The sequence below is a fragment of the Paraburkholderia megapolitana genome, from assembly GCF_007556815.1.
Lineage (GTDB): Bacteria > Pseudomonadota > Gammaproteobacteria > Burkholderiales > Burkholderiaceae > Paraburkholderia > Paraburkholderia megapolitana.
This window is the reverse complement of the sequence record NZ_CP041745.1, coordinates 3,679,021-3,704,858: the sequence shown is the minus strand read 5'-3', so window position 1 is coordinate 3,704,858 and position 25,838 is coordinate 3,679,021. Positions and strand designations below refer to the sequence as shown.

The following is a 25,838-nucleotide window of genomic DNA, read 5'->3' as shown; positions in this document are numbered from 1 at the left end:
AGTTCGTGTGCGGAGAACAGCACCGCGATGCCGAGTTCCTGCTGTACGCGCCGTACGAGTTCGACCACACCCTTTTGATGGTGCGGGTCGAGGCTGATCAGCGGTTCGTCGAGCAGCAGCAGTTGCGGGTTGCCTAACAGGCACTGTGCAAGCAGCAGACGTTGCCGCTCGCCTCCCGATAGCTCGGAGAGTGGCCGCGCAGCCAGCGTGCGGCCATCGACCAGGTCCAGCACGCGCTCGACATCGGCGCGGGTTTTCGCATCGGCATGCGGCAGACCCCAGCGATGACCGTCGGCGGCCATCGCGACGAAATCGCGGCCGCGCACACGGCGGCCCGCGAGTGCACTGCGTGTCTGCGGCATGTAGCCGATCGACGGATTGCCGCGCTCGACCGGCCGGCCGAGCACGCGGATCGCACCGCTCGCTGCCGGCACGAGGCCGAGCACCGCACGCATCAAGGTGGTCTTGCCCGCACCGTTCGGTCCAAGCACACCGATGAACTCGCCTTGATTCACAGTGAAACTCGTGTCGGCCAGAATTGTGCGACCGCCGAGTTCGAGCGTGACGCCTTCAAGCGCGAGGACGGGTGCGGACGGCGTGCGGCCTGGGTCAATCATTGAGTCTTTCCTTTACCTGCAGCGCCTGCAGAGCCCGTGTCTCCCGCGGCAAGCGCTTTGTCGAGCGCGTCGAGCTGCGCCAGCATCCATTGCTGGAACGTGTGGCCGGCCGGCTCGGTCTCGGTGACGCTAACGGTCGGAACGTGCGATTGCTGGGCCAGTTTCAACATGCGTTTGGTCAGGGCTTCGGTTGCCTGGCTGTTATAGATCAGGACGCGGACGCGCTTTTCGCGCAGGTCGCGCTCGAATGCCGCGATATCCGATGCGCTCGCTTCGGTGTCGTTCATCGCGGCCAGCTGGAAGCGCTGGTTGCGCATATCGAGGCCGATCGCGTCCGACATATAGCCGAATACCGGCTCCGTCGCCGTGACCGGCAGCCCGGTGTAACGGGCGCGCAACGCGGCGACCTTGTCGGTGATCGGCTTCAGCGAATCGAGAAACTTCGCGAGGTTCGCATCGTACGCCGCTTTGTGCGCCGGGTCAGCAGACGCGAGTGCCGCGCTCACGGCGCGGGCGACGGCGGGCATCGTCGCCGGGTCGTACCACAGGTGCGGATTATCGCCGCTCTTCTTGCCGACCAGATCGGCTGCGACGATCGTCGTGCGCTTTGCGTTCTTCGATGCGTTCAGCAGTTTCGCCATCCACGGATCGTAATCGGCGCCGTTATAGACGACAAGGCTCGCCTGCTGCAATTCGCGCGCGGTTTTCGGGCTCGCTTCGAACAGGTGCGGGTCCTGATCCGGATTGCTCAGGATGCTGCTCACGTCGACACGATCGCCGCCCAGTTGATGCACGACGTCGCCGTAGAAATTCTCCGCGGCGACGACACGGATCTTTGCGTCCTGGGCGAACGCGGCATGGGCAAACGCAAACGCAGCGGCGCCGGTCGCCAGATACTTCGACAGGCCCAGTGCGCGGCTCCATTTCGAATTGAGGTTCTTCATTGGTCTTTCCTGGTTCGTGTTGCGAAAGGGTGGAGTAAGGGTTGCGACAAGCGACGCCGCGCGCGGAGTGCGACAACGCTACGAAGCGGCACGTTCATCGCCGCTGAACCTCATGCGATGCATCGCCCGACGATCGCTGTGCCTGACAGGCCGCGCACAGGCCACTCAGCTCGACAACCTGGCGATGCACTTCGAAGCCGTTAGCCGGTGCGCTGTGCGAAAGCTGTTCGGCGAGTTCGTGGCCGGGAATCTCGACGGTTTCGCCACACGCCTCGCAGATCAGGAACTGTCCCTGATGCGGCTGGTCGATTTCGCAGCAGGCGAAGAAGGCATTCTTCGATTCGATCCGGTGGACGAAACCATGCGCGACGAGAAAGTCGAGCGCGCGGTAAACCGTAGTGGGCGGCACGCGGCCGCGTTGCGGTGCGAGCGCGTCGAGCAGATCGTATGCGCCGACCGGCCGCTCGCTGGCGGCGACCAGCGCATAGACCTGGCGTCGCAGCGGAGTGAGTGCAAGACCGTGCTTAGCTGCCACGGCATCGGCCTTGGCGAGCTGGGCGGCGAGTCGGTCTGTGAGAGGGGCGGCCATGTCATGCATTCCAGAAATCGGTCGAATCGACGCGAGACGCGAATGATATAACGTATCGTGAATCGAGGGTGACTGGCCGCGCAACAATACCCCACGCCACTTTTCTTCCGCAGCGACTCGCTGACGCGCTGCACCATCGAAATCTTGCCGCGCGTCTTGACACGATCCGACGCGTATCCGATCATTCGACCACATTTAGAGCAATTGTTCGCGCAACGAGCGTTCGCTCACTTCTTCGCAGAAGGATGAAGGTGGGCCGAAGTAAGCGGACGAAACTGGAGACAGGCGGTGGCGGCACGACTGCAAGACAAGGTGGCGATCCTGACCGGCGCAGCGAGCGGTATTGGCGAAGCGGTCGCGCAGCGCTATCTCGACGAAGGTGCGCGCTGCGTACTGGTTGATCTCAAGCCGGCCGATGCGTTCGGACAGCGCTTGCAGGATTCCTGCGGCGATCGCGTGCTGACACTTTCCGCGGACGTCACGCGTCGCGACGATATCGAGCGCATCGTCGCTGGTGCGATCAAGCGGTTTGGGCAGATCGACATTCTGTTCAACAATGCAGCGATGTTCGACATGCGGCCGTTACTCGACGAGTCCTGGGACATCTTCGACACGCTATTCGCCGTCAATGTGAAAGGCATGTTCTTCCTGATGCAGGCGGTGGCGCGGCAGATGGTCGAGCAGGGACACGGCGGCAAGATCGTCAATATGTCGTCGCAGGCCGGCCGGCGCGGCGAAGCGCTTGTCTCGCACTACTGTGCAACCAAGGCCGCGGTTCTCAGCTATACGCAATCGGCGGCGCTGGCACTCGCGCCGCATCGGATCAACGTCAACGGCATTGCACCAGGCGTCGTCGATACGCCGATGTGGGATCAGGTCGATGCGCTCTTTGCGCGCTATGAAAACCGCCAACCCGGTGAGAAGAAACGGCTGGTCGGCGAAGCGGTGCCGCTAGGCCGCATGGGCGTGCCCGACGACCTCACCGGCGCCGCGCTGTTTCTCGCTTCCGCCGATGCCGATTACATCACTGCGCAGACATTGAATGTCGACGGCGGCAACTGGATGAGCTGAATTTCCCCGCACCACACCACGCAGCAACGCAGCCAGTTACTAAACGATAAAGGAGACACGCAATGCAACGAACTCACCGATTTGCGCTCAAGGCGATTACCGCCGGCGCACTGGCGTGCGCGGCACTGGGCGCATCGGCCGCGACCGTGACGATCGCGATGTTGAATAACCCCGACATGATCGAGCTGAAAAAGCTTTCGCCGGCCTTCGAGAAAGCCAACCCCGATATCAAGCTGAACTGGGTGATCCTCGAAGAGAACGTGCTGCGCCAACGCGCAACAACCGACATCACCACCAACAGCGGCCAGTTCGACGTCGTGATGATCGGCGCATACGAAACGCCACAGTGGGGCAAGCGCGGCTGGCTGTCGCCGCTCACCGGCCTGCCCGCTGATTACGATCTAAATGACGTCGTGAAGACCGCGCGCGACGGGCTGTCGGTGAACGGTCAGTTGTACGGGCTACCGTTCTACGTCGAAAGCTCGATGACCTACTACCGCAAGGATCTGTTCGCAGCGAAGGGCCTGAAGATGCCCGACCAGCCCACCTATGACCAGATCGCGCAGTTCGCCGACAAGCTCACCGACAAGGCCAATGGCACCTACGGCATCTGCCTGCGCGGCAAGGCCGGCTGGGGTGAAAACATGGCCTATGTGACGACGGTGGTGAACACGTTTGGCGGCCGCTGGTTCGATGAAAAGTGGCAGGCGCAGCTCACGACGCCGGAGTGGAAGAAGGCGGTCGGTTTCTACGTCGATCTGCTGAAGAAGAACGGTCCCCCGGGAGCGAGTTCGAACGGCTTTAACGAAAACCTGACGCTGATGTCGTCGGGCAAGTGCGCGATGTGGATCGACGCGACGGTGGCCGCGGGTATGCTGTACAACAAGCAGCAGTCGCAGGTTGCGGACAAGATTGGTTTTGCCGCTGCACCGACGGCCGTCACGCCGAACGGTTCACACTGGCTGTGGACGTGGGCGCTCGCGATTCCGAAGTCGTCGAAGGCTCAGGACGCAGCGAAGAAGTTCATCACGTGGGCAACGTCGAAGCAGTACGTCGAGATGGTCGGCAAGGACGAAGGCTGGGCGTCGGTGCCATCGGGTACGCGTCTGTCCACCTACGCGCGCCCGGAATACAAGCAGGCCGCACCGTTCTCCGATTTCGTGCTGAAGGCGATCGAAACGGCTGATCCGGAGCATCCGACTGCAAAACCGGTTCCGTACACCGGCGTGCAGTTTGTCGGTATTCCGGAGTTCCAGTCGTTCGGCACGGTGGTTGGCCAGAGTATCGCTGGCGCGCTCGCTGGTCAGATGACGGTCGATCAGGCGCTCGAAGCAGGCAACGCCACTGCGAACCGCGCAGTCCGTCAGGCCGGCTATCAGAAGTAACGCAGGAGTAAAGCGAGAAGCAACGCCGCCCCGCACGACCTCGCGGTAGCGTAAGTCCCCTGGCCGGCGCGAGCCAGCCAGGGTCTGGTCAGCGTCATGGCCAGGCAGCACAGCGGGCCGACGTCTGCCGCCGGCTCGCGCATTACCAAAAGGTGGTCACGATCATGCGTCATCTACACCTTCCTCTCATGCAAGCCCGCCCCAAAACCGAACCTGAACGCACGTCGCAAAAGGCGTCTTCCGCCCGCTGGCTGGTCACGCCATCGGTCGCCGCGCTCGTGCTGTGGATGGCGATTCCGCTCGCGATGACGATCTGGTATTCGTTCACGCGCTATAACCTGCTGAACCCCGACGAGAAAGGTTTTGCCGGTCTCGACAACTACCATTACCTCGCCACCGATCCCTCGTTCATTCCGTCGATCGTGCACACGCTCGAACTGATCGTCGCGGTGCTCGTCATCACGGTAGTGGGCGGCATCCTGATGTCGGTGCTGTTCGACCGCAAGTTCTACGGTCAGGGCATCGCGCGGCTGCTGGCTATCGCGCCGTTCTTCGTGATGCCGACGGTCAGCGCGCTGATCTGGAAGAACATGATCCTGCATCCGGTGTACGGTCTCGTCGCCGACGGCATGCGTGCGCTCGGGCTTACGCCGATCGACTGGTTCGCCACGTATCCGCTCACCGCGGTGATCATGATCGTCGCGTGGCAGTGGCTGCCGTTCGCGTTCCTGATCCTGTTCACGGCAATCCAGTCGCTCGACCAAGAGCAGAAGGAAGCGGCGCGCATCGATGGCGCGGGTCCGTTCGCGATGTTCTTCTTCATCACGCTGCCTCACCTGAAGCGCGCGATCGCCGTGGTCGTGATGATGGAAACAATTTTCCTGCTGTCGATCTTCGCCGAGATCTACACAACGACAGGCGGCGGTCCAGGCACCGCGACGACCAACCTGTCGTACCTGATCTACTCGCTCGGGTTGCAGCAGTTCGACGTGGGCCTCGCATCCGCGGGCGGGATACTCGCTGTGGTGCTGGCAAACGTCGTGTCGTTCTTCCTCGTGCGCATGCTGTCGAAGAACCTGAAAGGGGAGTACGAAAAATGAGCCAGCTTGCCGCTACTCCAGCATCGACCACGTCGACGCCATCAAAGCCGCGTTCCGCTTCACCGTTCGCAATCGTCCGGCGCAGCATCCCTGGCATCCTTGCGTGGCTGATCTCGCTGCTGCTGTTCTTCCCGATCTTCTGGATGACGATCACGGCGTTCAAGACCGAGCAGCAGGCGTACTCGTCGTCGCTGTTCTTCACCCCGACGCTGGATAGCTTCCGCGAGGTGTTTGCACGCAGCAACTACTTCTCGTTCGCGTGGAATTCGGTGCTGATCTCGGTCGGCGTCACGCTGCTCTGCCTGATTCTTGCGGTGCCGGCCGCGTATGCGATGGCGTTCTTTCCGACCCGGCGCACGCAGAAGGTTCTGCTGTGGATGCTGTCCACGAAGATGATGCCGTCGGTCGGCGTGCTGGTGCCGATCTATCTGCTGTGGAAGAACGCGGGCCTGCTCGACACGGTGTGGGGGCTCGTAATCGTCTACACGCTGATCAATCTGCCGATCGCCGTCTGGATGGCCTTCACGTACTTCAATGAAATCCCGAAGGACATTCTCGAAGCGGGTCGTATCGACGGTGCCGCGACGTGGCAGGAGATCGTCTACCTGCTGATGCCGATGGCGTTGCCCGGTCTTGCATCGACGGGACTGCTGCTCGTCATCCTGTCGTGGAACGAAGCATTCTGGAGCATCAACCTGTCGAGTTCGAATGCAGCACCGCTCACGGTCTTCATCGCTTCGTATTCGAGCCCTGAGGGATTGTTCTGGGCGAAGCTGTCGGCGGCATCGCTGCTGGCGGTCGCACCGATTCTGATCGTCGGCTGGTTGTCGCAGAAGCAACTGGTGCGCGGTCTCACGTTCGGGGCGGTCAAATAATGAGCCACGTCGTGACAGCGTCGAGCCTCGCGTTGATTTGCGATTGCGACGGCGTGCTGGTCGACAGCGAAGCGGTTGCCGCGGCGATGCTGGTGCGCGAGCTCGAAGCGCGCTGGCCCGATGCCGACGTCGAACCGGTGCTGCTGCCGATGCTCGGCTTGCGCATCGAACGCGTACTCGAAGGCACGGCGGCGCAACTCGGCAAGACGCTTGCCGCCGCCGACGTCGAAGCGATTCGCAGCGCGGTGGAAGCAGCGGCGATGCAGGCACCGATGGTGGCGGGCATCGAAGAAGCGCTCTCGCAGATCGAACTGACGAAGGCCTGCGCGAGCAACAGCTACCGGTCGTATGTGGAGAACGTGCTGGCGCGCACCGGTCTTGCGCGGTTCTTCGGCGAGCGCGTGTTCTGTGCCGATACGGTCGCGCAGCCGAAGCCCGCTCCCGACGTTTATCTCGCGGCGGCACGCGGCCTCGGCACGACACCGGAGAACTGTCTCGCAGTCGAGGACAGCGTTACCGGCACGACGGCGGCAAGCGCGGCGGGCATGACGGTCCTCGGGTTTATCGGTGGCGGGCACGCGAGTGCGGCGCAGATCGACGCATTGCGTGCCGCGGGCGCGCAGCACGTATTCGACGACATGCAGCTCTTGCCGGCGCTTACGGCAAGCTGGGTGCAGCGCGTGACCGTCGGTTCGCATTGAAATGGATAGTACTGGCAACACAGTTCTACATGTGACCCGGGCCGGCGCTCAAGCGCTAACCCGGGTCGACAACGGAGACACATCATGGCAAGCCTGACTCTGCGCGGTATTAGCAAGCGCTACGACGACAACGAAGTGATGCGCGACATCAATCTCGACATCGCGGACGGCGAGTTCGTCGTCTTCGTCGGTCCTAGCGGCTGCGGGAAATCGACGCTGATGCGGATGATCGCCGGCCTCGAAGATATCAGCGGCGGCGACCTGAACATCGACGGAACGCGCATGAACGACGTGCCGCCCGCAAAGCGCGGCATCGCGATGGTGTTCCAGTCGTATGCGCTTTATCCGCACATGACGCTGTACGACAACATGGCGTTCGGCCTGAAGCTCGCGGGTACGAAGAAGCCCGAGATCGATGCGGCCGTGCGCAACGCCGCGAAGATCCTGCATATCGACCATCTGCTCGACCGCAAGCCGAAGCAGCTTTCGGGTGGGCAACGTCAGCGCGTGGCGATCGGTCGCGCGATCACACGTAAGCCGAAGGTGTTCCTGTTCGACGAACCGCTGTCGAATCTCGATGCGGCGCTGCGCGTGAAGATGCGTCTCGAGTTCGCGCGTCTGCACGACGAACTGAAGACGACGATGATCTACGTGACGCACGATCAGGTCGAAGCGATGACGCTGGCCGACAAGATCGTCGTGCTGTCGGCGGGTAACGTCGAGCAGGTCGGTAGCCCGACGCGTCTTTACCACGCACCGGCCAACCGCTTTGTCGCGGGTTTTATCGGCTCGCCGAAGATGAATTTCATGGAAGGCGTGGTGCAGTCGGTGTCGCATGACGGCGTCGTGGTGCGCTACGAAACCGGCGAGACGCAGCGTGTCGCCGTCGTGCCCGGTAACGCGAAGGAAGGCGACAAGGTGACGGTTGGTATCCGGCCGGAGCATCTACATGTCGGCGAAGCGGAATACGGTGTATCGGCGCGCACGATGGCGATTGAATCGCTTGGTGACGCCGCTTACCTGTACTCGGAATGCGGCGTGGCGCCGGACGGTCTCATTGCGCGGATCCCACCGCTCGACCGGCACACGAGAGGCGAGATGCAGAAGCTGGGTGCCACGCCTCAGCATTGCCATCTGTTCGACAGCGCGGGCATTGCGTTCGAACGGAAGATCGTCGAGGTGCTCGCGGCCTGAGCGACCGAGGCGCGTCACTCCACGAAAAACGCCGCACGCAGGGTTGCCCTGTGTGCGGCGTTTTTTTCGTTTACGGCGCCGGCATTACCGCACTGTCGCCGTCATCGTCACTGTCATGCCTCAAGCGCCGCGCGCGCACACAGCTCATCGGTGACGAGACCCGACAGCCAGCCACCCTTCAGCGTAGCAATCACCGCATGCCGTTTGCGCGTGCCACCGGCGATGCCGATAGTCGGTCGTTTCGGCGGCGAATCGAGGCGGATGCTCGTCACGCGCCGGCCAGTCGGCGATTCGATGCGTGCACCGTTGGCGTCGATCGGCAGGCCGAGCATTTCGGCGATCGCGCCGAGCCGCATCAGTTCGCGCACTTCGTCGACGGTCAGAAAGCCGTCTTCATAGAGCGGGCAGTTCGGTCCGATGTCGCCGATGCCGACGAACGCTACATCCGCTTCCGCCGACAGCGACTGCACGATCCGGTAGAGCCGGTGGTTGCACCACTGCGCGCGTTCGGCTTCGTTGTCGGCGATCAGCGGCGCGGGCAGCAGAAAATGCTTGCCGCCGGTCTTCTCGGAGATGTGCAGCGCGACGTCATAGCGGTTCGACGAGCCGTCCTGAGCGATCGCACCGACCATCGATACGAGCCGGTGCTGTGGCCGCTCCAGCTGCGTGATCTGATCGACGGCGGCCTTCAGGGTCCGGCCGCTGCTCAAGGCGATGACCATCGGTCGCTCTTCGGTGAGGTAGCGCTCCATCACCTGCGCGCCGGCTACGGCGAGCTTGCGATCGACTTCCTCGTGGGTGTCGCCGTCGATCGGCACGATCTCGCACATCGCGAGTCCGTAGCGCTTCGACAACTGGTCGGCAAGCGTGAGGCAGTCGGCGATCTGATGATCGACGCGTACACGGATCAGATTCTTCTCGACCGCGAACGCGACGAGTCGTTGTGCAACGGGGCGTGACACCTGGAGCTTTTCGGCAATCTCGTTCTGCGTGTTGCCGGCGACGTAATAGAGCCACGCCGCGCGGGTTGCAAGATCGAGTTTTTCGCTGGACTTGGGCACGATGGATTCCGTCTGTCTTGCGCGTGCTGTGCGCCTGGGATGGCAGCCGGCGTGCTTCGTGCCGGCTGTGCGTGTCGCAATGCGGGGCCACCGCGAAACGAAACATATGCGGCCCGCGGGAAACTGCTACGCGAGCCGTTCGCGCGATGGGTCGAAAAGCGGCCGCACGTGCCGGTACAGCGCCCGGAAGCCGTCGAGCCGCTCACGTAGCGTCGCATGCCGTTGCATGTCGGGCGTGAACTCGCTTTCGACCGGTGGCTTTGTCAGCACCTCCGCAGGGTGGCCGCCTGCCGCGAGCCAGCCGAGCCGTGCCGCACCGAGCGCGGCACCGGTTTCGCCGCCGCCGTGCTTGCGGGTATGCGTGCCGAGTGCATCGGCGAGCAGTTGTGCCCAGTAATCGCTGCGAGCACCGCCACCGAGCAGCGAGAGCGCGCTCACCTCGGTGCCTGCCGCGCGCAGTGCATCGAGACCTTCGGCCAGTGCGAGCGTGACACCTTCGATAACCGCGTAGCCGAGCAGCGCGCGGTCGGTTGCGTGGGTCATGCCGAAGAACACGCCTTGCGCGTAGGGGTCGTTATGCGGTGTACGTTCGCCCGACAGATACGGCAGGAACAGCGGAGCGGTGGTCAGCGCGTCCGGTGCGAGCGCCGCGATTTCGCCGAGCAGCGTGGGTTCGTCGGTGGACGTGAGCTTGCAGACCCAGCGCAGGCAACTCGCCGCCGACAACACGACGCTCATCTGTTGCCAGCGGTCCGGAATGGCGTGGCAGTACGCGTGTACCGCAGAGGCCGGATTGGGCAGGAACCGGTCGCCGACCACGCACAGCACACCTGATGTGCCGAGCGAGACAAAGCCATCGCCGGGCTGGGTGGCGCCGATGCCGACTGCGCTCGTCGCGTTGTCGCCCCCACCGGCCGCGACCACGACGCCCGCGGGCAGGCCCAGTTCGCGCGCAAGCTCGGCGCGCAGCGTGCCCGACGGCGCGCTGCCTTCGGCCAGCGCCGGCATCTGCGAGCGGCGCATGTCGCAGGCCGCGAGCAACTCGTCGGACCAGTCGCGCTTCGCGACATCGAGCCACATCGTGCCCGCGGCATCGGATGGATCGGATACCTTGCCACCCGTCAGCATCAGCCGCAGATAGTCCTTCGGCAGCAGCACGCAGGTCGTGCGCCGGAAGATCTCCGGTTCGTGCCGTGCGACCCATAGCAGCTTCGGTGCGGTGAAGCCGGGCATCGCGAGATTGCCGGCGATGCGATGCAGGTCCGGTGCGCGTGCTGTGAGCTGCGCGCATTCGTCGACACTGCGCATGTCGTTCCACAGGATGGCCGGGCGCAATACGCGGTCTTCGGCATCGAGCAGTACCGCGCCGTGCATCTGGCCGGACAGGCCGATGCCGCGCACCTGGGCGAACTCGTCGGGATAGCGTTCGCGCAACGCGGACAGCGCGGTGCGCGTGCCGCTCCACCAGTCGGCGGGATTCTGTTCGGACCAGCGCTGATGTGGCCGTGAGACTGTGAACGGAGAACCGGCGGTGCCGATCACCTTGCCGTCGGACGCGAGCAGCAGAACTTTTACTTCGGACGTGCCGAGGTCGATGCCGAGATACATGGGCGCGGAAGGATCATCGTTGGGGACGCACTACTTTAGCCGCACCTGCCCCATGGCGCCATCGGCATGAGACCTGGATGCGCCGCAACGCATGCGTGCGGCGAGCGGATCGTACGGGTGTGCAGGTCAGATATGCGTGCCGCGTACCGTAATCCATTCGTCGACGCGTGCGAGCGCAGCACGCACGGTGGTTTCCAGCGCCGCAGTTCCGGCCATGCTGCCCCACAGCAGACGATCCGCGCAAAACGCGTGCAGCGGGTCGTCGCCGGCGAAGAAACCGCGTGCGACGCGTTCGTCCATCACGCCGTCCTGATAGGCATAAGGCAACGCGCCGCGTTGCCAGCGATCGAGAAAGCGGAAGAACAGCGCCGGCAGTACCGCTGTCGCGGCCGGCTCGGCGCCGCGCGCGAAACATTCGGCAAGCGTCGGTGCGATGAAGCCGGGGATCTTCGAGAAGCCATCCGCCGCGACGCGCTGGTTGGTGTCCTGAATGTAGGGATTGCTGAAGCGATCGAGCACCACGTCGCGGTAGCGCGCGAGGTCGAGCGGGCTCGGTGTGAGGCACGGAATCACGTCTTGCGTGACATAGTCGTAAGCGAACTGACGGATATCCGCGTCGAGCGTGCCTTCGTGAATGTAGCTGAGCCCCACGAGCGTACCCGCCCACGCGATGCAGCTATGGGTCGCGTTGAGAATGCGGATCTTGGCTTCCTCGTAAGGCAGCACCGACTCGACGAGTTCGGCGCCGACCCGCTCCCATGCAGGGCGGCCCGCACAGAAGCGATCTTCGATGACCCACTGGATAAACGATTCGCCCATCACCGGGCAGGTGTCGTCGAAACCGGTCGCGGCACGGACGCGTTCGCGTACGTCGTCGGTGGGGCGGGGCGTGATGCGATCGACCATCGAGTTCGGGCTCGTGGTGTGCGCATCGAACCATTGCCGCAGCGCAGTCGCACCGCGCCGCTCGAGAAACTCGCTCATCCCCGCATGAAAACGCTCGCCGTTGCTGCGCAGGTTGTCGCTGCTCTGCAGCGTGACCGGGCCCGCGTTGCGCTGCATGCGCGCTTCGAGAATCGCCGCAAGCGCGCCGTAGATCGTCGTGCGTGCGCCGGCGAGATCCGCGGCGAGATCGGGGTTCGCGGTATCGAGCCGATGATGCTCGTCGAGGTAATAGCCGCCTTCGGTCACGGTAAACGACACGATCTTGCAGGCAGGATCCGAACCGGCTTCAACCAGCGCATCGAGATTCGCGGACCACGGCAGCACGCGCTCGATCGAGCGGATCGTTTCGTAGGCGCGCTCGCCATGCGGTGTCACGGTTTCGAGCGTGTAGACGCCATGCTGGGCTGCCAGTGCGTCGAGTGCCGCGCGCATGTCGTCGCGGATGTTGCCAACCGACAGCGACCAGTGCGGCTCGCCATCCTGCCGGGTGGCATTCAGACGATGAAGGTACCAGGCCTGATGGGCGCGGTGAAACGATCCCACGCCGATATGCAGGATCACGTTTGCGGTCGCGCCGCTGCCTTGCACGCTGTTCATGTGCGTCTCCAGAGTCTTGTCTTCGGCGCACAGCCTGCGCGTGCGCTTTTAATGGGGTCGTTGAGGTCGATGCGAAAGTCGATGCGGAATGTTGAGCATTTGCTCCGTATATGAACGAATGATCGTATTCGCGCTATTGAAAGTCAAGATGGAGCGTGCTGGTTTCGTTGGCGCAGTGCGGCGTGACGGGCTTTTCAGCTGGATTTGTCCGAATCGCACTGCGACTGGCCGACCGGGGCGAAGAAAGCTGCTGCGTTGCACAAAATTTGACATCGATGAGGCCAGGATTAACCCGAATGCAAAAAAGTATTGGTCGAGAGCGTTGTTTTCAGTAGTGTCAAACGCGTCCGGCGACTAACTTTCGCTATACAGGCTGGAAACGGACGACGCGCAGCGAGCCGGTGCAACACCCACCCGGACACACGCTGTCAGCGTCGCTTCATGGAGGAAGACGAGATGAGCCATTCGATCGCAACACCGGGCGCGCATTCCGCTGTGTGCGGATCTGTCTGCCCGCGTCGCGCATGCGCACGCTGTGCGCAGCGGTGCGTCGTATGAAAAGCGTCCGTCGCTCCGAGGGCAGCACGCAGCCCGATCTCGAACTCGTGGCCGTACGCCGCGACGAATCGTTCAAGGTGTGGTCGCACGGTTATCCGTACCGCACGGTGCGCTGGCACTTTCATCCGGAATTCGAAATCCATCTGATCGTCGCGACGTCCGGCAAGATATTTGTCGGCGACCATATCGGTAGCTTCGTGCCCGGCAATCTCGTGCTGATGGGGCCGAACCTGCCGCACAACTGGGTGAGCGATGTGCCGTCCGGCGAAACCATCGCGCAACGCAATCTCGTCGTGCAGTTCGGCCAGGATTTTGTCGCGCGCTGTGTGGAAAGTTTTCCGGAATGGCGCTCGCTCGAGACGCTCCTCGCGGATGCACAGCGCGGCGTATCGTTTGGTCCGCACACCAGCGCAGCGATCCAGCCGCTCTTCATGGAACTGCTCGAAGCTCGCGGTCTGCGTCGTATCGTGTTGTTCATGTCGATGCTCGAGTGCCTGCTCGACGCATCGGACCGCGAACTGCTCGCAAGTCCCGCCTATCAGGTCGATCCATCGAGCTTCGCCTCGACGCGCATCAATCACGCGCTGTCGTACATCGGCAAGAATCTGTCGGGCGATTTGCGCGAGGGCGATCTCGCGCAGCTTGCCGGTCAGAGTGTCAGCGCTTTCTCGCGCTACTTCCGTCGTCATACCGGGTTGCCGTTCGTGCAGTACGTGAACCGCATGCGCATCAATCTCGCGTGCCAGTTGCTGATGGATTACGAACTGAGCGTCACCGACATCTGTTTTAAGGCGGGCTTTAACAACCTGTCGAATTTCAACCGGCAGTTTCTTGCCGCAAAAGGAATGGCGCCGACGCAGTTCCGCCGCTATCAGCAACTGAACGATGCGAGCCGTGTCGCATCGGAAGATGCGGCCGCGCGTGGGGCGGGCATCGACGGGGCCCCGTCGATCGTGCCGGCCACAGCACCGGCAGGACACCCGCCGGGGCGCGCGCTCGTTGCGCCATCGGCCTGGCCGCCAACCTGACGCGGTGCGTTCTCGTTGGCCCGATCGGCGGCTGACTGGATGGAGCGCATCGAGAACCTCCCGCGCATCACGCGCATCGCTAACTGTTTCAAAGCTCATCGTGCTGCCATCAGCGCGAGGGACGGGCTCACGCTCAGTGTTTACATCAGTGTCCACCTCAGTGCTCACATAAACAATGGAGACAACCATGACGCAGACCACCTCGACATTCGCCCCGCGGAACACGCGGCTCGCGCAAGTACGCACGGCGCTCGCGCTTGCCGCATCCGCATTCGTCCTGTCGCTTGCCGCGATGCCCGCAGCGCAGGCCGCACCCCTGAAAATCGGCATGACCTTCCAGGAGCTGAACAACCCGTACTTCGTGACGATGCAGCAGGCGCTCAACGAAGCCGCCGCGACGATCGGCGCGACGGTCGTCGTCACCGATGCGCATCACGACGTGAGCAAACAGGTGAGCGACGTCGAGGACATGTTGCAGAAGAAGATCGACATCCTGCTCGTGAATCCGACCGATTCGACCGGCATCCAGTCGGCGGTAACGGCGGCGAAGAAGGCAGGCGTTGTGGTCGTCGCCGTCGATGCGAACGCGAACGGACCTGTCGACTCGTTCGTCGGTTCGAAGAATTTCGATGCGGGGCAGATGTCGTGTGAGTACCTTGCGAAGGCGATCGGCGGCAGCGGTGAAGTGGCGATACTCGATGGCATTCCGGTTGTGCCGATTCTCGAACGTGTGCGTGGTTGCAAGGCGGCGCTCGCGAAATTTCCCAACGTGAAGATCGTCGACACGCAGAACGGCAAGCAGGAGCGCGCCACTGCGCTCACTGTCACCGAGAACATGATCCAGGCGCATCCGAACGTGAAAGGCGTGTTCAGTGTGAACGACGGTGGCTCGATGGGGGCGCTGTCCGCGATCGAATCGTCGGGCAAGGATATCAAGCTCACGAGCGTCGACGGCGCGCCGGAAGCGATCGCCGCGATCCAGAAGCCAAATTCAAAATTCATCGAAACGTCCGCGCAGTTTCCGCGCGACCAGGTGCGCATCGCCATCGGTATCGCGCTCGCGAAGAAGTGGGGCGCCAATGTGCCGAAGGCGATCCCTGTCGACGTGAAACTGATCGACAAGGACAACGCGAAGGGTTTCAGCTGGTGAGGTATACGCCGCGCGCAAGCAGTATCGCGCGCGGCATCGAAGGGGAGTACAGATGGACACGAATACTGTTCTTCAGCTCGCACACATCACGAAGGGCTTCCCCGGCGTGAAAGCGCTGCAGGATATTCATCTTGAGATCGCGCGCGGCGAGATTCACGCGCTGCTCGGCGAAAACGGCGCAGGCAAGTCGACGCTGATGAAGATCCTGTGCGGCATCTACGCGCCGGACGAAGGCACCATCGTGATCGACGGCGAGCAGCGTCGGTTCGCGAACTATCACGATGCGGTCGCAGCCGGCGTTGGCATCGTATTTCAGGAGTTCAGCCTGATTCCGTATCTGAACGCGGTGGAGAACATGTTTCTCGGCCGCGAGCGGCGCAACCGGTTGGGGCTGCTCGAGCGCGCGGCGATGCGTCGTTCCGCGGCCGCGATCTTCGCGCGACTCGGTGTCGCGATCGACCTGACGGTGTCGATCCGCGAACTATCGGTTGCTCAGCAGCAGTTCGTCGAGATCGGCAAGGCGCTGTCGCTCGACGCACGCATCCTGATTCTCGACGAGCCGACCGCGACGCTCACGCCGGCCGAAGCGGAACATCTGTTCGCGATCATGCGTGAACTGAAACAGCAAGGCGTCGCGATGATTTTCATCTCGCATCACCTCGAAGAGATTTTCGAGGTCTGCGATCGCATCACGGTGCTGCGCGACGGCCAGTATGTTGGCACGACCGACGTTGCCGACACCGATGTCGGGCATCTGGTGGAGATGATGGTGGGACGTCGCATCGAAAGCAGCTTTCCGCCGAAACCGGTGCTGCGCGCCGACGCGCCTACGGTGCTCGAAGTCAACGCGTTGCAGTTGCACAAAGACGGTCCGGTGAATCGCTTCGCGTTGCGCGAAGGCGAGATTCTCGGCTTTGCGGGGCTGGTGGGATCGGGCCGCACCGAGACGGCACTCGCCGTGATCGGCGCGGACAGGGCCCACGTGAAGGATGTCCGCATTCGCGGTGTTGCCGCGAAACTGTCGGACCCGGCCGATGCGCTGCGCGCGGGTGTCGGCATGCTGCCCGAGAGTCGCAAGACCGAAGGGCTGATCGTCGATTTCTCGATCAAGCAGAACATCTCGATCAACAACTTCGGCAAGTATCGCACCGCCCGTTTCTTTATCGACGGGCGTCACGAAATGCGCGCCACTGCCGACATCATGAAGCGTGTCGGCGTCAAAGCCCCGACGATGCATACCCAGGTGGCGACGCTCTCGGGCGGTAACCAGCAGAAAGTGGTGATCGCACGCTGGCTCAACCATCACACGAACATCCTGATCTTCGACGAACCGACGCGCGGCATCGACGTCGGCGCGAAAGCGGAGATCTACCTGCTGATGCGCGAACTCACCGCTCGCGGCTACTCGATCATCATGATTTCGTCGGAACTGCCGGAGATCGTCGGCATGTGCGATCGCGTCGCCGTGTTTCGCCAGGGGCGCATCGAAGCGATGCTCGAAGGCGACGCAATCGATTCGAACGCTGTGATGACTTACGCGACTGCTGGAACCCGTGGAGCAACTCATGAACACGCCTAATCCTTCTTCTTCACCCGACACCACGGATACATCGCCGGCGCTCGCCGTCGCATCGATCAGTTCGAGCTGGGCCGCGTTGAAACGCTCGCCGCTGTTCTATCCACTCATCGGTCTTATCGTCGTGTGCATCGTGATGGTGTTCGCGAGCGACAGTTTTCTGTCGACGGCGAATCTCGAGAACGTGCTGCGCCAGGTGTCGATCAACGCAATCATCGCGGTCGGCATGACCTGCGTGATTCTGACGGGCGGCATCGATCTGTCGGTCGGCTCGGTGATGGCGCTGTCCGGCACGCTCGCCGCGGGGTTGATGGTGGCCGGCATGAACGCGGTGGCCGCGCTTGCGGTCGGTATCGCGGTCGGTCTTGGCTTTGGTATCGCGAACGGTTTCTTCGTCGCGTTCGCCGGCATGCCGCCGATCATCGTCACGCTCGCGACGATGGGTATCGCACGCGGTCTCGCGCTGATTTATACGGGCGGTTATCCGATCGACGGGCTACCCGACTGGATCAGCTTCTTCGGCAACGGCAAAGTGTTCGGCATCCAGGCGCCGGTGCTGATCATGCTCGTCATCTACGCGCTTGCGTGGCTACTGCTCGAACGGACGCCGTTCGGCCGCTATGTCTATGCGATCGGCGGCAACGAACAGGCAACCCGGCTCTCGGGGGTGCGCGTCGGTCGCGTGAAGCTGCTCGTGTACTCGATCGCCGGTCTCACATCGGCATTCGCCGCGATCGTGCTGACCGGCCGCCTGATGAGCGGTCAGCCGAACGCCGGTGTCGGTTTCGAACTCGATGCGATCGCGGCGGTAGTAATGGGCGGCACATCGATCTCCGGCGGCCGCGGCTCGATTGTCGGCACGCTGGTTGGCGCACTGCTGCTCGGTGTGCTGAACAACGGGCTGAACATGATCGGCGTGAACCCGTATGTGCAGAACGTGATCAAGGGCGGAATCATCCTGCTTGCGATCTACATCAGCCGCGACCGCAGGAAATGACCGTTTCTTTCCCTCTCTCTCGAAGCAAGGCCATGCAATGAGCACTCAAGATCCGACGCAACAGATGACGGCAATCGTCTGTCATGCCCCGAAGGACTATCGCGTCGAGCAGGTGACGCGCCCGCGCGCCCGCGCCCACGAACTCGTCATCAGTATCGCGGCATGCGGCATCTGCGCGAGCGACTGCAAGTGCCACTCCGGCGCAAAAATGTTCTGGGGCGGCCCGAGCCCGTGGGTGAAAGCCCCGGTCATTCCGGGCCACGAGTTCTTCGGCTACGTCGAAGAACTCGGCGAAGGCGCGGCCGAGCATTTCGATGTACAGGTCGGCGACCGTGTGATCGCCGAGCAGATCGTGCCGTGCGGCAAATGCCGTTACTGCCGCTCGGGACAGTACTGGATGTGCGAAGTGCACAACATCTTCGGCTTCCAGCGCGAAGTCGCGGACGGCGGCATGGCCGAGTACATGCGCATTCCGCCGACAGCCATCGTCCATAAGATTCCCGACGGCATCTCGCTCGAAGACGCCGCTATCATCGAACCGCTCGCGTGTGCGATTCATACGGTCAATCGCGGCGAGATCCAGCTCGACGATGTAGTGGTGATCGCCGGTGCCGGCCCGCTCGGGTTGATGATGACCCAGGTCGCGCATCTGAAAACACCGAAGAAGCTCGTCGTGATTGACCTCGTCGAAGAACGGCTCGCACTCGCCCGCGAATACGGCGCCGACGTGACGATCAATCCGAAGTCCGACGACGCACTCGCGATCGTGCAATCGCTAACGCAGGGTTACGGCTGCGACGTCTACATCGAGACCACCGGCGTGCCTGCCGGCGTCACGCAAGGCATGGATCTGATCCGCAAGCTCGGGCGCTTCGTCGAGTTTTCCGTGTTCGGCAGCGAGACTACAATGGACTGGTCGGTGATCGGCGACCGCAAGGAACTCGACGTGCGCGGTGCACACCTTGGGCCTTACTGCTACCCGATCGCCATCGACCTGCTTGCGCGCGGCCTTGTTACCTCGAAGGGCATCGTCACGCACGGCTTCTCGCTCGAAGAATGGGATGAAGCGATCAAGACCGCGAACTCGCTCGATTCGATCAAGGTGCTACTGAAGCCTGGCCGCTAAGCTGGCGCCTGGCAGATAAGCGAGCGCGCGAGGCGCATACACGGAGACTCTATGGAATACGTCATCGGCGTCGACATCGGCACGCAAAGCACGAAAGCGCTGCTCGTCGACCGGCACGGCACGATCGTTGCGCAGCATGCGAGCAGCTATCAGCCGGACACGCCGCGGCCGTTATGGGCCGAGCAGAAGCCGGCAGTGTGGTTCAAGGCAGTGACCGAGTGCATCGCGCGCTGCGTCGAGAAGGCGCGTGCCGAAGGCATTGCGCCAGCATCGATCAAGGCCGTCTGTGTGAGCAGCCTGTATGGCGGCTCGGGCATTCCGGTCGATCGCGATATGCGGCCGTTGCATGCGTGCCTGATCTGGATGGACCGGCGTGCGACCGAGCAGGTGGAATGGGTACGCAGCCACATCGACGTCGAACGGTTGCAAGCGATCACCGGTAACGGTGTCGACAGCTACTACGGCTACACGAAGATGCTGTGGCTGCGCGAACACCAACCGGACGTGTGGGCAAAGACACGCTACTTTCTGCCACCTAACGCTTACGTGATCTATCTGCTTACCGGCGAAGTCGCGGTTGATCACAGCTCGGCAGGCAACATCGGCGGCGTGTACGACGTTGCCGCGCGCGACTGGTCCGACGAAGCGCTCGACATGCTCGGCATTCCCGCGACGATGATGCCGGAGCGGCTCGTCGAATCGTCGGAGGTTGTCGGTGGCCTGCTGTCGCAGTGGGGCGAGCAGCTCGGGCTCGAAGCGGGGACGCCGATTGTCGCGGGTGGCGTCGATGCGGCAGTCGCGACGTTTGCGGCTGGCGCGACGCGCGCGGGCCAGCATGTCGCGATGATCGGCACCAGCATGTGCTGGGGCTACATCAACCAAAGCGTCGACGCGCGGCATGGTTTGATCAGCATGCCGCACGTGTTCAACGGGCAGCAGGATCTGTATGTGTTCGGTGGCGCGATTACCGCCGGTGCGTCGGTGGCGTGGTTTCGCGAGCAGTTTTGCCACGCCGAAATCGAGGCCGCGCGCGACACGCCGAATGGCGATCCACACGTTCTGCTTGAACAGGCGGCGCAGCAGATTCCGGCCGGCGCCGACGGCGTGTTGTTCCTGCCGTATCTGATGGGCGAGCGCAGCCCCGTGTGGGACGCGAAGGCGAGTGGTGCATTTATCGGTTTGAGTCTTTTTCATACGCGGGCGCATCTGTATCGCGCGGTACTGGAAGGTGTGTCGTTCGCGCTGAAGCACAACATCGTCGCTGGACAACGCGGCGCGCAATCGCTCGATGAACGGTTGATCGTGGTCGGCGGTGCTGCGCACTCGGATCTGTGGATGCAGATCATTGCGGACATCACGGGCTATCCGGTCCTGACGATCGAGCAGGACGTCGAGGCTGCGATGGGCGCTGCGCTGCTCGCTGCGCTTGGTGCGGGGCTGATCGATCGGGACGCCGCGCAGCAAGGCTGGATCACGCTCGTTGAGCGTGCTCGACCCGATGCCGAACGGCAGAAACTTTATGAGCAGCGCTTCGGCGTCTATGCGGATCTCTATCCGGCGTTGAAACCGCTCATGCACAGATTGCAACCGACATGAACGCACAATTCGATTTCTCCGAGTGTTCGATTCTCGTGACGGGTGCATCGAGCGGCATCGGTCGCACGACCGTCGAGATGCTATGCGCCAGCGGCGCGCGTGTCGTTGCCGCCGCGCGCAATGCGGACGAACTGGCACGCCTCGCGCAGGAGACCGGTTGCGAGCCGCTCGTGCTCGATGTCGGCGATGCGGCTGCGATCGACGCGGCGTTTGCGTCATCCGCGCCGTTCGACGGGCTCGTGAACTGCGCGGGCGTCGCGTTGCTTGAACGCGCAATCGATACGACCGCAGCGAGCTTCGACGGTGTGATGGCTGTCAACGCGCGCGGGGCGGCGCTCGTTGCGCGACATGTCGCGCGCGGCATGATCGCGGCGCAACGCAAAGGGAGCATCGTCAACGTGTCGAGCCAGGCGTCGCTTGTCGCGCTCGAGAATCATCTGAGCTATTGCGCGTCGAAGGCGGCGATGGATGCGATCACACGCGTGCTGTGCATCGAACTCGGCCCGCACGGTATTCGCGTCAACAGCGTGAATCCGACGGTGACGTTGACGCCGATGGCTGTCGCCGCATGGAGCGAACCGGTGAAGCGCGAACAGGCGTTACGCGGGATTCCGCTGGGCCGCTTTGCCGAGCCCGCCGAAGTCGTGCAGCCGATCCTGTTTCTGCTGAGCGACGCGGCATCGATGATCTCGGGCATTGCGTTGCCGATCGACGGTGGGTATACGGCACGGTAAGTGTCACCCGTTCGCAGGCGCGCTTGCGTATGGATGAACTACAGCACCGTCCGCACATGCCACAGCTCGGGGAACAGCACGACATCGAGCATCTTGCGCAGATACGGCGCGCCGCTCGTGCCGCCGGTTCCCTGCTTGAAGCCGATGATCCGCTCCACAGTGGTGACGTGGCGGAACCGCCACTGCCGGAACGCGTCTTCGAGATCGACGAGTTCTTCGGCCATCTCGTACAGTTCCCAGTGCTGCGACGGATTGCGATACACCTCGAGCCATGCCGCTTCGACGGATTCGTCATGGACGGTCGGCTGGGTCCAGTCGCGCGCGAGACGCGCGGGCGCAATCGCGAAGCCCTTGCGCGCAAGCAGGAAAATCACTTCGTCGTAGAGCGACGGCGCTTCGAGCGTTGCACGCACCTCGGCGAGCACCGCTGGATGATGCGCGTGAGGTTTGAGCATGTGCTCGTTCTTGTTGCCAAGCAGGAATTCAATCTGCCGGTACTGGTACGACTGGAAGCCCGACGAAGCGCCAAGGTAAGGCCGCATCGCCGTGTATTCCGACGGTGTCATCGTCGCGATCACGCTCCACGCCTGCACGAGCTGTTCGAGAATGCGCGAGATGCGCGCGAGCATCTTGAACGCGGGTGGCAGTTCGTCGCGATGCACGGCGCCGAGCGCGGCGCGCAATTCGTAGAGTGCGAGCTTCATCCATAGCTCGCTCGTCTGATGCTGGATGATGAACAGCATCTCGTTGTGATCGGGTGACAGCGGCTTCTGCGCGGACAGGATCGAACCCAGCGACAGATAGTCGCCATAGCTCATCGATTGCGAGAAATCGAGCTGGGCGTCGTGCCAGCCGGCGGCCTGGTCGGGGGCGGTGGAATGCGCACCCGTGCTTGCACCTGCACCATGGCCGAAGGGGCAACCCTGCGCAGACTCGCCGGCTGCGACTGGAGAGCGGTCGTTCGGCACGGATGGTTTCGGATCGGTCATCGCGTGCTCCTCAGGTCACCGCGCCGCGCGTGGCGAATTCGGGCGCCCGCCAGGCCTCGCTCGCGAGCACATCGCGCAGTGTTTCGACGGCGTCCCACACATCGACGTAGCGCGTATAGAGCGGCGTGAAGCCGAAGCGCAGCACACGCGGCTCGCGATAATCGCCGATCACGCCGCGCGCAATCAGCGCCTGCATCACTTCGTAGCCATGCGGATGTTCGAAGCTCGCATGCGAGCCGCGCTGCGCATGCGTGCGCGGCGTGACGAGCTGCAAAGGAAACTCGCTGCAACGCGTCTCGACAAGCTCGATGAACAGATCGGTAAGTGCAAGCGACTTGCGGCGAATCGCCTGCATGTCGGTCTGCAGAAACACATCGAGCCCGCATTCGACGAGCGCCATCGACACCATCGGCTGCGTACCGCACAGAAAGCGCCCCACACCATCGTCGGGGCGATACTGCGGATTCATCTCGAACGGAGCGCGATGCCCCACCAGCCGGACAGCGGCTGCGTGAACGCGTTCTGGTGCCGCTGTGGCACCCACACGAATGCCGGCGAACCCGGGCCGCCGTTCAGATACTTGTACGTGCAACCTACTGCGTAGTCGGCGTCGACGCCGTTCAGATCGACCGGTACCGCGCCCGCCGAGTGCGCGAGATCCCACAACGCGAGCGCACCTTTACGATGGATCAGCTGCGTGAGCGCGGCCATGTCGTGCATATAGCCGGTGCGGTAGTTGACGTGCGTGATCATCGCGAGCGCGGTGTCGTCGCCGATCGCATCGGGCAGTTCCGCCGGATCGTCGACGAGACGCAATTCATAGCCGCGATCGAGCTGTTCGATCAGTCCTTGCGCGATGTAAAGATCGGTGGGGAAATTCGAGCGCTCGGAGACGATCACGCGGCGTTTCGGATCGCGCTCGTTCTGCAGCCGCAAACCTGCGGAGAGCAGCTTGAACAGGTTGATCGAGATCGTATCGGTAACGACGACTTCGTTTTCCGCGGCACCGATCAGCGGCGCGAGCTTGTTGCCGAGGTGGCGCGGCAACGCGAACCAGCCGGCGCTGTTCCAGCTGCGGATCAGACCTTGCGTCCATTCGGCGGCGATCACCGTTTGCGCGCGCTGGGCGGCCGTGGCCGGCGGGACGCCGAGCGAATTGCCGTCCAGATAGATCGTGCTGGAGGCGAGCGCGAACTGGTCGCGCAACGCGCCCAGCGGATCGGCGCGGTCGAGCGCCAGAGCTTCGTCACGGCTGTTCATGAGGTTCCAGTGAGTCGGGAAAGGAGAAATAAGCCGGCAAAGAAGCTGGACGACACATGCCGGGATGTCACACGCTTCACGTACGCTCGGGCAGCGCGCGCAGTATGGCGCGCACGGGGCTGGCATCGAGCGTCGTGAGTTTGAGCGGCAGCGCGATCAGTTCGTAGTCGCCGGGTGCGACGGCATCGAGCACGATGCCCTCAAGAATTGCCATCCGGTGTTCGCGGATCCGGTGATGCGCGTCCATCGTTTTCGATTCCTGCGGATCGAGCGACGGCGTATCGATGCCGATCAGCTTCACGCCATGCGCGGCGAGCAGATCGATGGTCTCGGGGGCGACCGCGCAGAAGGCGCTGTCCCACGCGGCCGTCGGCGCGCGTTCGTAGGTGCGCAGCAGCACGCGCGGCGGTGGCGGGTCGTCGAGGTCGCCGAGCGCCGCGGCTACGTGTCGCGGCTCCACGAGCGGTGCCGCGCCGATACAGTGAATGACGCGGCAGCGGCCGAGGTAGGCGTCGAGCGGTACCTCGCCGATCGCGAGGCCGTTCGCGTCGTAATGCAACGGTGCATCGGTATGCGCGCCGGTGTGCGGCGACAGCGTGAGCCGCGCGACATTGACCGGCGAACCGGCTTCGATGCGCCACATGCGCTCGATCCCGACCGGTGTATCGCCCGGCCAGACGGGCGTGGCGGTATCGACGGCGGGGGTGATGTCCCAGAGTGTGTTCATGGTTTCGCTTCGTGGGTCTATCTTGCCTATCGAATGATAGGCAAAACGCGGCGAAATAAGCTTGCGAATAAATCTCGTTTTTTCCTGTCTCTTGGAACATAATTTGATCCAAACCGGAAAGGGAGACCGAAAATGAACGCGATCTCGCTCGACGCCACCGATTGCCGCATTCTGGCGGTGCTTCAGCAAGAAGGACGGATCAGCAACCTCGACCTCGCGGAGCGGATTTCGCTCTCGCCGTCGGCGTGCCTGCGGCGTTTGCGGCTGCTGGAAGAGCAGGGGGTGATCGAACGCTACCGGGCCTGCCTGAACCAGCATGTGCTCGGTTTCGAACTGGAAGCCTTCGTGCAGGTATCGATGCGCAACGAGCAACCGAACTGGCACGAGCGCTTTGCCGAAGCGGTGCGCGACTGGCCGGAGGTGGTCGGCGCCTTCGTCGTAACGGGCGAGACGCACTATCTGCTGCGGGTCGTTGCGCACAACCTCAAACACTACTCGGACTTCGTGCTGGAGCGGCTGTACAAGGCGCCGGGGGTGCTCGATATCCGCTCGAACATCGTGCTGCAGACGCTCAAGGAAGATTCGGGTGTGCCGGTGGCGCTGGTGGAGGCGGGTACGCGGCTGGGGGCTGCGGGCGGCGGCCAGGCGTAGCCCGGCGTCAGCTCGTTGTTATTGCGGCAGCAAGGCCGCAGTGCGATCGCGGCGGCGATCTGGGCGATACCAGTTGCCTCAGAACGACTTCAGCCCGTGGAACTTCCCGTTCTGGAAGACGAGCGGCGCCATCTCAGCCACGTTCTCATGTAGCCCGCAGCGCTCCACCTCGCCGACGAAGATCACATGGTCGCCCTCGTCATAGCGGCTGCGGTTGTGGCACTCGAACCAGGCCAGCGCGCCGTCCAGTACCGGCATGCCGCTATCGCCCTCGGCATGCGAGACACCCTCGAAGCGGTCGCCCTTCACCGTGGCAAAACGCGTGCACAGATCGAGTTGCGACGCGGCGAGCACATTCACGACATAATGGCTGTTCGCCCTGAACACCGGCATCGATGCGGAGCGCGTAGCGAGGCTCCACAGTACGAGTGGCGGCGCCAGCGAAACCGAATTGAACGAACTCGCCGTGATGCCGAGCAACTGGCCCGACGGCGCGCGCGTGGTAATGACGGTGACGCCCGTGGCGAACTGCGCGAGTGCGCGCTTGAACTCGGCGGCATCGAAATTGGGTGGTGTGGCGTGCTTCATCGGAGGGTTGCCCGCTTCGTTGGCCATCGCGGCCCGGTGACCGTGCTTGACGCTGCAGCGGGAAGAATTGATTCAAAAGTCATATTGAAAGTCGGCGATTTGTCCAAATTTTAACGGAATCGCGGACGGACCGGCCGTGCATCGTTGGGTTCGCAACGTTGGCCCGCCGGA

22 protein-coding genes and 2 pseudogenes are annotated in these 25,838 nt (G+C 63.1%); 14 read left to right on the top strand and 10 right to left on the bottom strand.

All coding sequences use genetic code 11. The features are described from left to right. Window positions 1-86 precede the first annotated feature (86 nt). The 3 genes and pseudogenes from FNZ07_RS34595 to FNZ07_RS29845 all read right to left on the bottom strand — a co-directional run. Window positions 87-617: pseudogene (locus FNZ07_RS34595) on the bottom strand (ATP-binding cassette domain-containing protein); the annotation flags it as partial. Continuing rightward, window positions 614-1,561, bottom strand: coding sequence for a metal ABC transporter solute-binding protein (locus tag FNZ07_RS29850; protein ID WP_091011161.1), 948 nt, complete (start codon window positions 1,559-1,561; stop codon window positions 614-616). The gene FNZ07_RS29850 and the pseudogene FNZ07_RS34595, both read right to left, overlap by 4 nt. A gap of 94 nt (window positions 1,562-1,655) precedes the next feature. Beyond that, window positions 1,656-2,150, bottom strand: a complete 495-nt coding sequence (locus FNZ07_RS29845; protein WP_091011162.1) for a Fur family transcriptional regulator — start codon at window positions 2,148-2,150, stop codon at window positions 1,656-1,658. 288 nt (window positions 2,151-2,438) lie between these two features. On the opposite strand from FNZ07_RS29845, the gene FNZ07_RS29840 reads away from it, so the two are divergent. The 6 genes from FNZ07_RS29840 to FNZ07_RS29815 all read left to right on the top strand — a co-directional run bounded on the left by FNZ07_RS29840 (window position 2,439) and on the right by FNZ07_RS29815 (window position 8,476). Then, window positions 2,439-3,221, top strand: a complete 783-nt coding sequence (locus tag FNZ07_RS29840; RefSeq protein WP_091011163.1) for an L-iditol 2-dehydrogenase — start codon at window positions 2,439-2,441, stop codon at window positions 3,219-3,221. Between the two features lie 62 nt (window positions 3,222-3,283). Next, window positions 3,284-4,606 (top strand): ABC transporter substrate-binding protein, encoded by a 1,323-nt coding sequence (locus FNZ07_RS29835; RefSeq protein WP_091011164.1) that lies wholly within the window; start codon window positions 3,284-3,286, stop codon window positions 4,604-4,606. A gap of 164 nt (window positions 4,607-4,770) precedes the next feature. Then, window positions 4,771-5,706, top strand: coding sequence for a carbohydrate ABC transporter permease (locus tag FNZ07_RS29830; protein WP_091011165.1), 936 nt, complete (start codon window positions 4,771-4,773; stop codon window positions 5,704-5,706). Next, window positions 5,703-6,581, top strand: a complete 879-nt coding sequence (locus FNZ07_RS29825) for a carbohydrate ABC transporter permease (RefSeq protein WP_091011166.1) — start codon at window positions 5,703-5,705, stop codon at window positions 6,579-6,581. The genes FNZ07_RS29830 and FNZ07_RS29825 overlap by 4 nt, the downstream gene beginning before the upstream one ends. Window positions 6,582-6,592: 11 nt before the next feature. Beyond that, window positions 6,593-7,282, top strand: a complete 690-nt coding sequence (locus FNZ07_RS29820; protein WP_407670648.1) for an HAD family hydrolase — start codon at window positions 6,593-6,595, stop codon at window positions 7,280-7,282. An 84-nt stretch (window positions 7,283-7,366) separates the two neighbouring features. Further along, window positions 7,367-8,476 carry an ABC transporter ATP-binding protein gene (locus FNZ07_RS29815; protein ID WP_091011168.1) on the top strand — a complete coding sequence of 370 codons (1,110 nt, stop codon included), beginning with the start codon at window positions 7,367-7,369 and terminating at the stop codon, window positions 8,474-8,476. 113 nt (window positions 8,477-8,589) lie between these two features. Here FNZ07_RS29815 and FNZ07_RS29810 read toward each other — a convergent pair whose 3' ends face one another. From FNZ07_RS29810 to dalD, 3 genes are all read right to left on the bottom strand, one after another. Then, window positions 8,590-9,537 carry a sugar-binding transcriptional regulator gene (locus tag FNZ07_RS29810; protein WP_091011169.1) on the bottom strand — a complete coding sequence of 316 codons (948 nt, stop codon included), beginning with the start codon at window positions 9,535-9,537 and terminating at the stop codon, window positions 8,590-8,592. Between the two features lie 126 nt (window positions 9,538-9,663). Continuing rightward, window positions 9,664-11,145, bottom strand: coding sequence for a xylulokinase (gene xylB, locus FNZ07_RS29805; RefSeq protein ID WP_091011170.1), 1,482 nt, complete (start codon window positions 11,143-11,145; stop codon window positions 9,664-9,666). Window positions 11,146-11,271: 126 nt separating this feature from the next. Next, on the bottom strand, window positions 11,272-12,687 hold the full coding sequence (dalD, locus tag FNZ07_RS29800) for a D-arabinitol 4-dehydrogenase (protein ID WP_091011171.1): 1,416 nt from the start codon (window positions 12,685-12,687) through the stop codon (window positions 11,272-11,274). A gap of 554 nt (window positions 12,688-13,241) precedes the next feature. Here dalD and FNZ07_RS29795 point away from each other — a divergent pair. The 7 genes from FNZ07_RS29795 (at window position 13,242) to FNZ07_RS29765 (ending at window position 21,452) form a co-directional block, all read left to right on the top strand. Beyond that, the gene (locus tag FNZ07_RS29795; RefSeq protein WP_091011621.1) at window positions 13,242-14,273 is read left to right on the top strand and encodes an AraC family transcriptional regulator; all 1,032 of its coding nucleotides are present in this window, start codon (window positions 13,242-13,244) and stop codon (window positions 14,271-14,273) included. A 187-nt stretch (window positions 14,274-14,460) separates the two neighbouring features. After that, entirely contained in the window at window positions 14,461-15,423 is a 963-nt protein-coding gene (locus FNZ07_RS29790; protein WP_091011172.1) for a substrate-binding domain-containing protein, read from the top strand. Window positions 15,424-15,475: 52 nt separating this feature from the next. Next, window positions 15,476-17,002 (top strand): sugar ABC transporter ATP-binding protein, encoded by a 1,527-nt coding sequence (locus tag FNZ07_RS29785; RefSeq protein ID WP_091011173.1) that lies wholly within the window; start codon window positions 15,476-15,478, stop codon window positions 17,000-17,002. Then, window positions 16,989-17,996 (top strand): ABC transporter permease, encoded by a 1,008-nt coding sequence (locus tag FNZ07_RS29780; protein WP_091011174.1) that lies wholly within the window; start codon window positions 16,989-16,991, stop codon window positions 17,994-17,996. The genes FNZ07_RS29785 and FNZ07_RS29780 overlap by 14 nt, the downstream gene beginning before the upstream one ends. A gap of 37 nt (window positions 17,997-18,033) precedes the next feature. Beyond that, window positions 18,034-19,122 (top strand): alcohol dehydrogenase catalytic domain-containing protein, encoded by a 1,089-nt coding sequence (locus FNZ07_RS29775; protein WP_091011175.1) that lies wholly within the window; start codon window positions 18,034-18,036, stop codon window positions 19,120-19,122. Between the two features lie 51 nt (window positions 19,123-19,173). Next, complete coding sequence (locus tag FNZ07_RS29770; RefSeq protein ID WP_091011176.1) at window positions 19,174-20,718, top strand: FGGY-family carbohydrate kinase; 1,545 nt, start codon at window positions 19,174-19,176, stop codon at window positions 20,716-20,718. Then, window positions 20,715-21,452, top strand: a complete 738-nt coding sequence (locus tag FNZ07_RS29765) for an SDR family oxidoreductase (RefSeq protein WP_091011177.1) — start codon at window positions 20,715-20,717, stop codon at window positions 21,450-21,452. Before FNZ07_RS29770 ends, FNZ07_RS29765 begins: the two co-directional genes overlap by 4 nt. Before the next feature lie 38 nt (window positions 21,453-21,490). Here the strand turns inward: FNZ07_RS29765 and kynA are convergent, their stop codons facing one another. From kynA to kynB, 3 genes and pseudogenes are all read right to left on the bottom strand, one after another. Next, window positions 21,491-22,441: a tryptophan 2,3-dioxygenase gene (gene kynA / locus FNZ07_RS29760; protein ID WP_091011178.1), complete on the bottom strand. Its 951-nt coding sequence runs from the start codon at window positions 22,439-22,441 to the stop codon at window positions 21,491-21,493. A gap of 10 nt (window positions 22,442-22,451) precedes the next feature. Further along, window positions 22,452-23,701, bottom strand: a pseudogene (gene kynU / locus FNZ07_RS29755) (kynureninase). 76 nt (window positions 23,702-23,777) lie between these two features. Next, entirely contained in the window at window positions 23,778-24,428 is a 651-nt protein-coding gene (gene kynB, locus FNZ07_RS29750; RefSeq protein ID WP_091011180.1) for an arylformamidase, read from the bottom strand. Window positions 24,429-24,560: 132 nt separating this feature from the next. Here kynB and FNZ07_RS29745 point away from each other — a divergent pair, with 132 nt between their 5' ends. Further along, a complete protein-coding gene (locus FNZ07_RS29745) occupies window positions 24,561-25,079 on the top strand; it encodes an Lrp/AsnC family transcriptional regulator (RefSeq protein ID WP_091011181.1) in 519 nt (172 codons plus the stop codon). Between the two features lie 78 nt (window positions 25,080-25,157). Here the strand turns inward: FNZ07_RS29745 and FNZ07_RS29740 are convergent, their stop codons facing one another. Continuing rightward, window positions 25,158-25,667, bottom strand: coding sequence for a flavin reductase family protein (locus tag FNZ07_RS29740; RefSeq protein WP_091011182.1), 510 nt, complete (start codon window positions 25,665-25,667; stop codon window positions 25,158-25,160). Between the last annotated feature and the right edge of the window lie 171 nt (window positions 25,668-25,838).

What these genes read in the sequence shown, in the direction of transcription:
- FNZ07_RS29850 (WP_091011161.1), bottom strand. Translation starts at nt 1,561, where the DNA reads ATGAAGAACCTCAATTCGAAATGGAGCCGCGCACTGGGCCTGTCGAAG.
- FNZ07_RS29845 (WP_091011162.1), bottom strand. Translation starts at nt 2,150, where the DNA reads ATGGCCGCCCCTCTCACAGACCGACTCGCCGCCCAGCTCGCCAAGGCC.
- FNZ07_RS29835 (WP_091011164.1), top strand. Translation starts at nt 3,284, where the DNA reads ATGCAACGAACTCACCGATTTGCGCTCAAGGCGATTACCGCCGGCGCA.
- FNZ07_RS29830 (WP_091011165.1), top strand. Translation starts at nt 4,771, where the DNA reads ATGCGTCATCTACACCTTCCTCTCATGCAAGCCCGCCCCAAAACCGAA.
- FNZ07_RS29825 (WP_091011166.1), top strand. Translation starts at nt 5,703, where the DNA reads ATGAGCCAGCTTGCCGCTACTCCAGCATCGACCACGTCGACGCCATCA.
- FNZ07_RS29815 (WP_091011168.1), top strand. Translation starts at nt 7,367, where the DNA reads ATGGCAAGCCTGACTCTGCGCGGTATTAGCAAGCGCTACGACGACAAC.
- xylB (WP_091011170.1), bottom strand. Translation starts at nt 11,145, where the DNA reads ATGTATCTCGGCATCGACCTCGGCACGTCCGAAGTAAAAGTTCTGCTG.
- dalD (WP_091011171.1), bottom strand. Translation starts at nt 12,687, where the DNA reads ATGAACAGCGTGCAAGGCAGCGGCGCGACCGCAAACGTGATCCTGCAT.
- FNZ07_RS29795 (WP_091011621.1), top strand. Translation starts at nt 13,242, where the DNA reads ATGAAAAGCGTCCGTCGCTCCGAGGGCAGCACGCAGCCCGATCTCGAA.
- FNZ07_RS29790 (WP_091011172.1), top strand. Translation starts at nt 14,461, where the DNA reads ATGACGCAGACCACCTCGACATTCGCCCCGCGGAACACGCGGCTCGCG.
- FNZ07_RS29785 (WP_091011173.1), top strand. Translation starts at nt 15,476, where the DNA reads ATGGACACGAATACTGTTCTTCAGCTCGCACACATCACGAAGGGCTTC.
- FNZ07_RS29780 (WP_091011174.1), top strand. Translation starts at nt 16,989, where the DNA reads ATGAACACGCCTAATCCTTCTTCTTCACCCGACACCACGGATACATCG.
- FNZ07_RS29775 (WP_091011175.1), top strand. Translation starts at nt 18,034, where the DNA reads ATGAGCACTCAAGATCCGACGCAACAGATGACGGCAATCGTCTGTCAT.
- FNZ07_RS29770 (WP_091011176.1), top strand. Translation starts at nt 19,174, where the DNA reads ATGGAATACGTCATCGGCGTCGACATCGGCACGCAAAGCACGAAAGCG.
- FNZ07_RS29765 (WP_091011177.1), top strand. Translation starts at nt 20,715, where the DNA reads ATGAACGCACAATTCGATTTCTCCGAGTGTTCGATTCTCGTGACGGGT.
- kynA (WP_091011178.1), bottom strand. Translation starts at nt 22,441, where the DNA reads ATGACCGATCCGAAACCATCCGTGCCGAACGACCGCTCTCCAGTCGCA.
- kynB (WP_091011180.1), bottom strand. Translation starts at nt 24,428, where the DNA reads ATGAACACACTCTGGGACATCACCCCCGCCGTCGATACCGCCACGCCC.
- FNZ07_RS29745 (WP_091011181.1), top strand. Translation starts at nt 24,561, where the DNA reads ATGAACGCGATCTCGCTCGACGCCACCGATTGCCGCATTCTGGCGGTG.
- FNZ07_RS29740 (WP_091011182.1), bottom strand. Translation starts at nt 25,667, where the DNA reads ATGAAGCACGCCACACCACCCAATTTCGATGCCGCCGAGTTCAAGCGC.